This is a genomic window from Pedobacter sp. (genome assembly GCF_045628745.1).
Lineage (GTDB): Bacteria > Bacteroidota > Bacteroidia > Sphingobacteriales > Sphingobacteriaceae > Pedobacter.
In genome coordinates this window covers 1-11,876 of sequence record NZ_JAZQPU010000372.1, presented here as the reverse complement: position 1 = coordinate 11,876, position 11,876 = coordinate 1, and the positions used below count along the sequence as shown (strand labels likewise).

The 11,876-nt window shown below is 38.3% G+C and carries 10 protein-coding genes; 5 read left to right on the top strand and 5 right to left on the bottom strand.

Going from position 1 to position 11,876, the window contains the following annotated elements:
- Positions 1 to 1,254 (top strand): pyridoxal-phosphate dependent enzyme (locus tag ACR2F7_RS13500; RefSeq protein ID WP_432714080.1); only part of this gene is annotated, 1,254 nt, incomplete at its 5' end.
- Positions 1,255 to 1,667: 413 nt separating this feature from the next.
- On the opposite strand, the gene murA is transcribed toward ACR2F7_RS13500, so the two are convergent.
- The 3 genes from murA to ACR2F7_RS13485 form a co-directional block, all read right to left on the bottom strand.
- Entirely contained in the window at positions 1,668 to 2,993 is a 1,326-nt protein-coding gene (murA, locus tag ACR2F7_RS13495) for a UDP-N-acetylglucosamine 1-carboxyvinyltransferase (RefSeq protein ID WP_432714079.1), read from the bottom strand.
- A gap of 32 nt (positions 2,994 to 3,025) precedes the next feature.
- Positions 3,026 to 3,712: a DUF4290 domain-containing protein gene (locus ACR2F7_RS13490; RefSeq protein WP_432714078.1), complete on the bottom strand. Its 687-nt coding sequence runs from the start codon at positions 3,710 to 3,712 to the stop codon at positions 3,026 to 3,028.
- A gap of 73 nt (positions 3,713 to 3,785) precedes the next feature.
- Positions 3,786 to 6,071, bottom strand: a complete 2,286-nt coding sequence (locus ACR2F7_RS13485; RefSeq protein ID WP_432714077.1) for an ATP-dependent helicase — start codon at positions 6,069 to 6,071, stop codon at positions 3,786 to 3,788.
- A 216-nt stretch (positions 6,072 to 6,287) separates the two neighbouring features.
- Here ACR2F7_RS13485 and ACR2F7_RS13480 point away from each other — a divergent pair, with 216 nt between their 5' ends.
- The 4 genes from ACR2F7_RS13480 (at position 6,288) to ACR2F7_RS13465 (ending at position 9,775) form a co-directional block, all read left to right on the top strand.
- Positions 6,288 to 7,658 (top strand): dipeptidase, encoded by a 1,371-nt coding sequence (locus ACR2F7_RS13480; protein ID WP_432714076.1) that lies wholly within the window; start codon positions 6,288 to 6,290, stop codon positions 7,656 to 7,658.
- A gap of 112 nt (positions 7,659 to 7,770) precedes the next feature.
- The gene (locus ACR2F7_RS13475; RefSeq protein WP_432714075.1) at positions 7,771 to 8,682 is read left to right on the top strand and encodes a glycoside hydrolase family 25 protein; all 912 of its coding nucleotides are present in this window, start codon (positions 7,771 to 7,773) and stop codon (positions 8,680 to 8,682) included.
- Between the two features lie 128 nt (positions 8,683 to 8,810).
- A complete protein-coding gene (gene parS / locus ACR2F7_RS13470; RefSeq protein WP_432714074.1) occupies positions 8,811 to 9,317 on the top strand; it encodes a type II RES/Xre toxin-antitoxin system antitoxin in 507 nt (168 codons plus the stop codon).
- Positions 9,317 to 9,775: an RES family NAD+ phosphorylase gene (locus tag ACR2F7_RS13465; RefSeq protein ID WP_432714073.1), complete on the top strand. Its 459-nt coding sequence runs from the start codon at positions 9,317 to 9,319 to the stop codon at positions 9,773 to 9,775. The genes parS and ACR2F7_RS13465 overlap by 1 nt, the downstream gene beginning before the upstream one ends.
- 30 nt (positions 9,776 to 9,805) lie before the next feature.
- Here ACR2F7_RS13465 and ACR2F7_RS13460 read toward each other — a convergent pair whose 3' ends face one another.
- Positions 9,806 to 10,903 (bottom strand): mandelate racemase/muconate lactonizing enzyme family protein, encoded by a 1,098-nt coding sequence (locus tag ACR2F7_RS13460; RefSeq protein ID WP_432714072.1) that lies wholly within the window; start codon positions 10,901 to 10,903, stop codon positions 9,806 to 9,808.
- Positions 10,904 to 11,083: 180 nt separating this feature from the next.
- Positions 11,084 to 11,876 (bottom strand): TonB-dependent receptor plug domain-containing protein (locus tag ACR2F7_RS13455; protein ID WP_432714071.1); only part of this gene is annotated, 793 nt, incomplete at its 5' end.

Sequence of the window (11,876 nt, the reverse complement as noted above, 5' to 3'; positions counted from 1 at the left end):
CCGGGTAATTCAATTAAAGACCGCATGGCGGTTAAAATGATTGAAGATGCCGAAAAAAGCGGTAAACTTAAACCAGGTGGAACCATCATTGAAGGAACATCCGGTAATACCGGTATGGGACTGGCCATGGCTGCTATCATTAAAGGATACAAATGTATTTTTACCTCGACCGACAAACAATCTAAAGAGAAATTTGATGCTTTACGTGCTTTTGGTGCAGAGGTTATCGTTTGCCCTACTAACGTAGAACCTGAAGATCCCCGTTCTTATTACTCAGTATCATCCCGTCTGGAGCGTGAGGTTCCCAATTCATGGAAACCTAACCAGTATGATAATTTATCGAATACACAGGCACACTATGAGCAAACAGGACCTGAACTTTGGGAACAAACGGAAGGTAAAATTACTCACCTTGTTGTAGGTGTGGGTACTGGCGGTACTGCTTCTGGTATTGGTAAATATTTAAAAGAAAAAAATCCTGCTATACAGGTGTGGGGTATAGATACTTATGGCTCGGTATTCAAAAAATATAAAGAAACAGGTGTCCTTGATAAGGATGAAATCTATCCTTACATCACTGAAGGTATTGGTGAAGATTTCTTGCCGCAGAATGTTGATTTTGACGTGATCGATTTGTTTGAAAAAGTAACGGATAAAGATGCTGCTTTGATGACAAGAGAGATTGCCAGAAAAGAAGGTATTTTTGCAGGTAACTCTTCTGGTTCTGTGGTTGCAGGTTTATTGCAGCTTAAAGATAAATTGAAACCTACAGATGTGGTTGTTTGTATTTTCCATGACCATGGTAGTCGTTATATGGGTAAAATGTATAACGAAGACTGGTTAAGAGAGCGTGGCTTTTTAGAAGATGGCAAATTAACTGCAGGTGATATTCTTGCTAAAAAAGAACAACAAGATATCGTGACCATTGATTGTGAGAAAACAATTATTGAAGCTATCAATAATATGAACGCTTTAAATATTTCTCAGATTCCGGTTACACAAAAAGGAATGGTTGTAGGGAAATTGGAAGAAGGTGATATTTTAAGGGCTTTAATGGATAATCCTTCTTTAAGATCTGCACAGGTACAGGAAATCATGACCGTTACTTTCCCTTTTGTAGATATGAATACTTCTATCGATAGAATTTCTGCTTTGATTAATAAAGACAACAGTGCTGTTTTAATTGAAGCTATCAATGGTAAAATTGACATCATTACTCAATATGATATCATCAACGCTATTTCGAATAACTAATACGCTTTCGTAAAGCATAAAAAAAGCCCCAATTTGGGGCTTTTTTTATGTGCTAAATAATAGGTTTATTTTTAAGGTTTTGTGCTTTGTTTTAAGTTGTTTTTTGTGCTTTAATAAAGGGGTTACGCTTTGTTAAAAATTGTTTTTAGGCTTTAAAAAAGCTTTGATTACTTGAAGTTTTTTAGATTTTAGAGCTTTCTTTAAAGTTGTTTTTTATGTTTTAACAATGGTTTTGCGCTCTATTTAACCTAGTATTTAAAACTTTAACAAGATTTTTACGCTTATATAAGTTGTTTTAAAAGTTTTATAAAGCTTTTATACTCTATCTAAAGTATTTTTTTATGCTTTAAACAATGTCTTATAATTAAAAAAGGTGCTGCTTTAAATTTTAAAGCAGCACCTTTTTATATTTATTAATGACTTGGACCTGTACCTTCTACACGCTTAATTTGTGCACCTAAGGCACGTAAGCGGATATCGATATCCTGGTAACCACGTTCAATTTGTTCAATGTTATAAATGGTGGATGTTCCTTCAGCAGATAAGGCAGCAATTAACAAAGAAACTCCCGCACGAATATCCGGAGAAGTCATGCTGATACCTCTTAGTTTATAAGCTTTGTTGATTCCGTTTACCGTAGCTCTGTGTGGATCGCAAAGAATAATCTGTGCACCCATGTCAATCAGTTTGTCTACGAAGAACAAACGGCTTTCAAACATCTTCTGGTGAATCAATACTGAACCTTTAGCTTGTGTAGCAACAACGAGCACAATGCTCAATAAGTCGGGCGTAAAGCCTGGCCATGGAGAATCTGCAATGGTCAGCATGGAGCCATCAATGAAAGATTCAATGACATAGTTCTTTTGTGAAGGAATAAAAATATCATCACCTCTCAATTCAAACTGTATACCTAGTTTTTTGAAGACCTCAGGTATTACCCCAAGCTCCTGGTAACAAACATTCTTAATGGTGATTTCAGACTCTGTCATGGCAGCAAGGCCAATAAAAGAACCAATTTCAATCATGTCAGGTAACATTCTGTGCTCTGTACCACCTAATTTAGTTACCCCTTCAATGGTTAATAAATTAGAACCGATGCCGGAAATTTTAGCACCCATTCTGTTTAACATTTTACATAATTGCTGTAAATAAGGCTCACAAGCAGCATTGTAAATGGTAGTGATACCTTTTGCCATTACGGCCGTCATCACAATATTTGCTGTTCCTGTAACAGAAGCCTCATCTAATAACACATAAGCACCTTTTAAATCAGTGGCATCAACGTTAAAAAATTCCTTCTTGCTATCGTATACAAATTTAGCACCTAACTTTTCAAAGCCTAAAAAGTGAGTATCTAATCTTCTTCTTCCAATTTTATCGCCACCGGGTTTAGGGATAGCGGCTTTACCAAAGCGGGCCAATAATGGGCCAACAATCATAATGGAACCTCTTAAACCACCACCTTTAGCCTTAAAAGCGTCGGAAGTAAAATGGTCAAGGTTAATATTTTTGGCTTCAAATGTATAAGTGTCTTTCGACAAACGTTCTACAGTTACGCCAAGGTCACCTAATAATTCAATTAATTTATTGACATCCTTAATATCGGGAATATTGCTGATGGTCAGCTTTTCTTCAGTCAGCAATACAGCTGATAATATTTGTAAGGCTTCGTTTTTGGCGCCCTGAGGTTGTATTTCTCCTTTTAGTTTCTTACCACCAATTATTTCAAATGCGTTCATGTTTATATATCTCTCTTTATGATGGTAATTAATTAATGTCTGGGTTTGCCATTGTTGTTGCTGCGTGGAGGTCGGTTGTTATTGTTGTTATTTACCCTTCCTTTTCCGTTGTTATTGGTATTGCTGTTTCTACCGCGGTTATTATTAGCAGGCCTGTTGATGACTGGTTTAAATTCAACTTTATTTAAGTTGATGTTTTCCTCCAGTTGCAATTCGCCATTTGATAATTCTGCAAGGTTCTTTAATATCGTCTCATCCGCTACGTTATCTTTGTTCCAGGTTACATAAGCCATTTTCATGAAGTTAGCAATGCCTTGTACCATGGCGGCTCTACGTTCAGGCTCTTCTGTATTTTTTGCTCTTTCGATTAAAGTTTCTACGGTTTTACCATAATGTTTAAACCTTATTCTTTGCTGCGGATAGCCAATATGTTTTGGTTTGGCGGCAGCTTGCTCAGGCGTGGGTTTAGGGTAGGGGCTGTCGACATCAATTTTATAGCCTGAAATGATGTGCAGGTGATCCCAAAGTTTATGTTTAAAATCTGCCACATCCCGTAAGTGAGGATTCAGGAAGCCCATGAGGTCTATAACCGCTTGTGCATACCTGTTACGTTCCTTTAAATCCGGAAGTTCGCAGATATATTTCACCATGTTCTGCACATTGCGACCATACTCCGCTAAGATCAACTCGTTACGTGTTGTATTGTAATCGAAATTCATGTTTATTTATTCTATTGGCAAATCGACTCAGAAATTGATCAACGGCCTATGTGTGTGTTTTGTAAGATTTAATTTATCTAACAATTTGCAATTTAGCAAATTTTAGTAATAATTGTTTATTTCCTAAACCCTGGAAAAAAACCGTCGCTTTGATGTCAGGCATGTTACCCTCAAGGTTAACAATTTTTCCGAATCCAAACTTTTCATGTTCTACTTCCATGCCAGTTTGAAACAAGTTAGCTGCATCGGGTTTAAAACCTGCAGTGGGCACATGGGCTTTAGGCAACATGCTTGTTGTTTTAGGCATGGAGCTGGTAGCCAGCGGCTTGGGTTTACTGAAAGATTCGCGCTGTTGTGTCCAGGTGCGTCTCTCATCATCAAAGCTGTTTTCACCTAAGGTGCTTTTAGCGGGCTTAACCACCTCCAGCTCTAAGTATTTTGCATTAATTTCATTGATGAAGCGACTAGGTTCACAACTGGTTAATGTACCCCAGCGATACCTTGAAGTGGAATAGGTGAGGGTCAGTTTTTTCTCTGCCCTGGTAATAGCCACATAAAACAAGCGGCGTTCTTCTTCCAGATCCGTTCTTGAATTTAAAGACATCTGTGAGGGGAAAAGGTTTTCTTCTAAGCCCACCACATATACATTCTTAAATTCCAGTCCTTTTGCAGAGTGGATGGTCATTAACGAAACCGTATCACGGTCCTTATCATCCTGCCTGTCGTCATTAGTTAACAAGGCAATATCCTGCATGAAAATGGCCAGGCTACGGTCTTCAATATCTTCCCTTTCGGCAAATTCTTTAATCCCGTTTAATAATTCCTGTATGTTTTCATAGCGGCTCCTGCCTTCTATGCTATCATCAGTATGTAGTTCTTTTAAAATGCCAGAATGTTGGGCAATAAATAAAGCTGTTTCATATGCGTCAAGCTTTTTGGCTTCCGCGGCGAAACTCTGTATCATCATGGCAAAATCATTCAGTTGGTTGGCAATGCGGCCTTCAATATATTGAGAAGGATTGCAAATCACCTGCCACATGGTAATGTCATGCTTGTCGGCAGCCACAATGATTTTATCAACTGTGGTATCACCTAACCCTCTTTTTGGGTAGTTGATCACTCTTTTGATCGCTTCTTCATCGCTAGGATTAAAGGTTAAGCGGAAATAAGCAATTAAATCTTTAATCTCCTTGCGTTGATAGAAAGATAGGCCACCATATATTTTATAAGGAACATTAAGTTTTCTTAAAGCTTCCTCCATGGCACGTGACTGTGCATTGGTGCGGTATAAAATAGCAAAGTCGTGGAAATCCAAACCATTAGCGGTACGGTCTTGCACAATGCCCTCAGCTACCAATTTACCTTCTTCATTATCAGTAAAAGCACGTTGCACCTTGATCCTGTCGCCAGTTTCATTGGCAGAAAAAACATTCTTTTCTAACTGATTCTTGTTGTTGGCAATAATGCTATTGGCAACTTCAACAATATTTTGAGTAGAGCGGTAGTTCTGCTCTAATTTATAGACCTGCAATTCAGGGTAATCTTTCTCAAAGTTGAGGATGTTCTGGATATTAGCACCCCTGAAACCGTAAATACTTTGCGCATCATCACCTACTACACAAAGGTTGAAGTTGGCGGCGGCAAGTTTCTTCACAATGGTATATTGAGAAAAGTTAGTATCCTGGTACTCATCCACCATCAGGTATTTAAACTTTTGCTGGTATTTATTAAGTACGTCTGTATGGTTTTTTAAAAGTACATTGGTTTTGAACAATAGATCATCGAAATCCATGGCACCTGCTTTAAAACAACGCTTGGTATAGGTTTCATAGATGACCCCTGTTAATGGGCGTTTATTGCTGCTGTCTTCAGCCTGTATTTCTGCATTATTAAGGTATTCGGTATGCGAGATCAGGTTGTTTTTAGCGGATGAAATCCTGTTGTAAACAAAATTTGCATTGTATAATTTATCATCCAATTGCATCTCCCTCAAAATAGCCCTGATTAAGCTTTTGCTATCATCGGTATCATAGATGGTGAAGTTAGAAGGATAGCCAATTTTCTCAGCTTCTACGCGTAATATTTTAGCAAAAACAGAGTGGAAGGTACCCATCCAAATGTTTTTTGCTTCATTACCTACTACCTTCATGATCCGCTCGCGCATATCTTTAGAAGCTTTGTTGGTAAAGGTCAATACCAAGATGTTAAAAGGATCTACACCTTTTTCAATTAAATGCGCAACGCGGTAAGTAATTACCCTTGTTTTTCCCGATCCTGCACCAGCCACAATCATGGCGGGGCCTTCGGTATTTTCTACTGCTGCACGTTGCTGTGGGTTTAATCCTGCTAAATAATCCAAAATGAGTTCAATATGTTAAAATGCGAAGTTATCAACCACGCTGTAATAATATAAGTTTCTGTAAAACTATTGTGTTACGGTTGGCCAATAACAGTGGTCATTGATGCTATTTCTATGCCAGAACGTCAAGCCTGACGTTTACAGCAACAAAGATACGAATAAGTAGTTAATATGAAAAGCATCAAAAAGGCTATATTTGCGTCAAATAATATTGTTATGCAAGAGATCAAAAAATATGTAGAAACACATAAACAGCGTTTTTTAGATGAACTGTTTGAATTGTTACGTTTTCCATCGGTGAGTGCAGATCCAAAATATAAAGGGGATGTATTGAAAACGGCTGACTTTGTTGCCCAGAAACTTAAAGATGCAGGTGCTGAAAATGTAGAAATTTGTCAGACTGCCGGCTATCCTATTGTTTATGGAGAGAAAATTATTAACGATCAATTGCCAACAGTTTTAATTTATGGTCATTATGATGTGCAGCCTGCAGATCCTTTGGAGCTTTGGGACACACCACCTTTTGAGCCTACCGTACGTGATGGAAAAATCTATGCCCGAGGTGCTTGTGATGATAAAGGACAGTTTTATATGCACGTTAAAGCATTTGAGCTGATGATGGAAACAGGTACTTTAGCCTGTAACGTAAAATTCATGATTGAAGGTGAAGAAGAAGTAGGTTCTGCAAACCTTGGTATTTTCGTTAAGGCCAATGCAGAACGCTTAAAAGCAGATGTAGTATTGATTTCTGACACTTCAATGATCAGCATGGAGCACCCATCTATTGAAACTGGCTTACGTGGTCTTGCCTATATGGAAGTAGAAGTAGTAGGTCCAAACCGCGATTTACACTCTGGTGTTTATGGTGGTGCAGTTGCTAATCCGGCTACTATTTTATGTAAAATGATTGCTTCTTTGCATGATGAAAATAACCATATCACAATTCCAGAATTTTACGATAAAGTTGTAGAACTGACAGATGAGGAAAAGAAAGCCTTAAATTCTGCTCCTTTCGACCTGGAAGATTATAAAAAAGACCTTGACATCAATGCAGAATGGGGTGAAAAAGGCTATTCTACTTTGGAAAGAACAGGTACCCGTCCAACTTTAGAGGTTAACGGAATCTGGAGTGGTTATATTGGTGAAGGTGCAAAAACAGTATTGCCTTCAAAAGCAAATGCTAAAATATCTATGCGTTTAGTGCCTAACCAAAGTTCTGATGAAATTGCCGCTATTTTTGCTAAACATTTTGAAAGCATTGCGCCAGACTATGTAAAGGTAACAGTAAAAGCACATCACGGTGGTGAGCCTGTGGTAACACCAACTGATAGCATTGCTTACCGTGCTGCAGAAAAAGCGATTGTAGATTCATTTGGTAAAACGCCAATCCCAACAAGGGGTGGTGGTAGTATTCCAATTGTTGCTTTATTTGAAGATGTATTAGGTATTAAATCAGTATTGTTAGGTTTCGGCCTTGACAGTGATGCCTTGCATTCACCAAATGAAAAATACGATATTTTCAATTACTATAAAGGCATAGAAACTTTGCCTTTATTCCATAAATATTTCGCTGAATTAAGCAAATAAGAAAATTGCCCATGTGTAGTGCATGGGCAATATTTTTTAAATCACAATGATTTTGCCAATGTGATTTCTCTCTAGAAGCTTGTCCTCTTTTTCAAATTGAACTACCTGAAACGTGCCGCCAACTCCTAAAAAACCATCCACTCCCCGCAAAACGGCCATTCCAGGTGCTCGTCAAACTACCCTTGCCTTTAAGAAACCGGTAAAAAAGAGGGTCACGAAAAAGAAGCCTCATAAAGGCATGGCCATACATTGGAAGCTGACTATAGCTTTCGTGTTGCTGATTCTTTTATCGCCCCTTTATTATGCCTATGTATTGCGGATGTTTACCTCCACCATCAGGTGGGTAAAAGATTGGGGCGAAGATCCTAATTACCGCACTTACAGCAGCTTTAATATCAAAATACCCAAAAATTATGGCATCCATGGGATTGATGTTTCTTCGTATCAGGGAAAAATAGACTGGCAGCAGGTGAAAGTGATGCAGGAAGATAGCGTGCGCATTAAATTTGCCATGATCAAGGCTACTGAAGGGGTGATGTTGGTAGATCCTTATTTTCAGCGCAATTGGCGGGAGGCCGCAAAAACAGGTATTGTTTGCAGTGCCTATCATTTTTTTAGGCCTCAGAAGTCTGGCGAGTGGCAAGCCCGGTTTTTTCTCCAAACGGTACAGTTTGAAAAAGGCGATTTACCACCTATAGTAGATATTGAACAGTTAAATGGTGTATCGGCAAGAACAATGCGTAAAGAGTTAACTGCTTTTTTGTTGCATGTCGAACGCAAAATTGGGGTAAAGCCCATCATTTACTCAGGCCTCAGCTTTTACAATGATTTTCTACATGGCTATTTTGAGGAATACCCGCTATGGATAGCGCATTACCATCAGTCTAAGTTAAATATGAAAGATAGACCCTGGGCTTTTTGGCAGCATTCAGACAAAGCACGCATCAGTGGCATTAACCATGTGGTAGATTTTAATGCCTTTAATGGCGACAGTACTGCTTTTGAGGCGCTGAAGTTGAAGTAAGTACGGGTGAATAATATGCACTTTTGCTATTTGGCATAAAAACATAATAAAGTCAATAGCTATATAATGATTTGATTATTCAGAATTTTGTCTTAAATTGATAGACAAGTGTCTAAGGCAATTAAATCATGGCAACAGAACCTACACATATTACCAATAGGCTCGATAAAGAGATATCTGATATCGTCAAGCGTGCAAGCTTTAAGAATACATTTATTTCAGGATCAACAAAAAAACAACTTACGTATACAGACTTTTTATCTAATAAGATGTTGATGATTTTTGTAATAAGAGAAGGTGTGCCATATTCACTTTTTAATCTTATTCAACATTTCACCCCTTTTACAGAAGATAATTGGGCGGACTTTTTAGATGTTTCTACAAAGTCACTTCATAGGTATAAGAAAACGTCAAAGAGTTTTAAATCCATTCAATCAGAAAAAATAATTGAAATGTTTGAAGTTACAAAGGTGGGACTTGACGTATTCGGGGAAATGGAGAAATTTAAACTTTGGCTAGAAATACCGAACTTTTCGTTGGGTAATTTAAAACCAATAGAATTATTGAAAGATTCATATGGGAAGGAATTAGTTTTAAATGAATTAACTAGAATTAATTACGGAATTTTAGTTTAATGGAAGCCTTTAGGTTGTCTAAACAAGCATTTGCCTCTTCTTTATCGGGTAAGGGGGCAGCGCTTAAAGGAGCCAGATGGAACTCAGTTGGTGTTGAGCTTATTTATACCGCATCTAATCGGTCATTAGCTATGGCAGAAGTTGCTGTACATTTTAGTTTAGCCACTTTACCAAACGATTATATGATGGTGACAATTTATATCCCAGACAACATCTCGCTGCAAAAATTAAATTCAGGAGATTTAGCTGCTGATTGGAATACATTTCCACACCCTACGACTACTCAGGTTATTGGTGACAAATTTATTACTGACAATAAATACTGTGTATTACAAATCCCTTCTGCAGTGACTCAAGGGGATTATAATTTTTTAATCAATCCTAATCATTCCGAATTTAAAGGAATTAAAATAGTGAGAATAGAGAACTTTCCTTTTGATAGAAGAATTTTTAAGTAAAACCAATGATCCTTCCGCTGTTATTTTAATTTATACCACCCATTTATCACAACGCTCCAAAAACCCTTCATCCGCATCTGCACCTATACCTATTGTATCAGGCACCTCCAGTAAATATCCTTCATACGTTAACCCTCCAATAACAGGGTCTACCAAATGCCCAAGTAAACAAGTATCAAGGTCAAAATAGATTACATTAGGACTGGCGAGTGCAAAATGTAAATTTGCACTTAGCGCAATTCTACTTTCCAGCATACTTCCAATCATGCATTTAACACCTGTTTTTAAGGCTTCTTCATGTATTTTCTGTGCTTCTAAAATGCCGCCAGATTTGGAGAATTTAATGTTCAGGAATTCACAAGCCTTGTTATTGATTAACTTACGGGCATCATGGTGGTTATAGCAACTTTCATCAGCCATAATCAGGATAGGAGAATTGAGGCTTAACTCAGGCAGGTAATCATCATACCAGGTGCGCATCGGTTGCTCACAAAACTCAATATTATACTTTTCCAGTGCGGCTAAAGCAAAAAGAGCCTCATCAAAAGACCAGCCCTGGTTGGCATCCAGGCGGATTACCGTGCGCTCACCAACAGCCTTTCTAATTTGTGCAACCCTTTCTATATCGTCGCTTACCTTTTTTCCTAACTTAATTTTCAGGATATTGCAGCCTTGCTGCTGATATCTCACTGCAGTTTTAGCCATCTCTTCAGGCGTATCAATGCCAATGGTCATGTCGGTTTCAATGATCCGCTTTTTGCCACCTAAAAACTTGTAGAGGGGCAGACCTGCATTTTTTGCAGCAATGTCAAATAGCGCCATGTCGAAAGCACTTTTGATGGTGCTGTTATGGGCAGCATAGCCTAAAAGGTCGTTCATCCTTTCAGGAATATCCAGGGGATCTTTACCAATCCATATTTTGGCGAAATCTTTTGCCATGGCGATACAGGTTTCCTGGCTTTCACCAACAATCATAGGGAAAGCAGAACACTCACCCACACCATAAATACCACTATCTGTAAATACCCTGATGAAAACATTCTGGGCAAAATGCATGGTGCCGGTGGCAATAACAAAAGGCTCCATAGGAATGCTGAAGCGGTAAATTTCAGTATGTGTAATTTTCATGAGGCAGGTGTTTTGGGTAAAAGTACAATTTTATGTGTTTTATTTTTACTTGTTATTGAGCTTAAATACATAATTTAAATCAATAATTTCAGTCAGCATACCTATGAAAGTATACTAACTAAATCTAATTTATTCAATAAATTTAGTCAGCATACCAATAGAGGTATCCTGACTAAAACGCTAGAGCCTGATCTTTAAACCACCATTGACAACAAAACCATCCAGGGGAGCATAGATATCACGGAAAACCGGATTTGAAATACTTCCCGTATATATTTTGTCAAAACGGGTCTGTCGGGTATCGGTGAAATTCTCGAAGTTGATGTACAGCGAAAACCGCTCCCAAAGTTTCTCCGCCATAAAACCAAAGATCCAGTAAGCTTTTCCTTTGGCACCATCATTCAATGTTTGCTTGCCATAATAATAAGCCTCGGCTCCAAGTTTCCATTGATCTTCAACTTCGTACATCAGTACATTGTTCAGCCTGTGTTTAGCTGTTAAAGGGTTTTCCCGTAAATGCTTTCCAACATGAATTTGTGCATCCGTTAAGCTGTAGCCTACAAAAAGTTTAAAATCCTGATAGGTAAGCTTTACATTTGTTTCCATGCCCCTGCTGTCCATGTGGCCGGGCGAATTGATGAACATAAAGCTGTATGCCTGCTGCTCCATCATTAAAGGATTATTCAGGAAAGTATAGAAAAAGAGGTGGTTAATGCTAAAGGCAACCTGGTCATTGAATAAGGCAGTGCGGTAATTGATATCCCAGTTTAAGCCATAGCTCCTTTCCAGCTTATTGGTAGCGGCAGAAATGGGAAGCACGTTTTGGTATTGGATCCGTTCACTATCCTCCGTAAAAAGGGTAGGGGTTTTATAACCCAGGCCTCCGCCAATTCTGGAATTCCACTTCTCACTCAACTTAAATAAGGCAGACACCCTTGGCAACAAAGCGAAACCATAGTCGGCTACATAATCA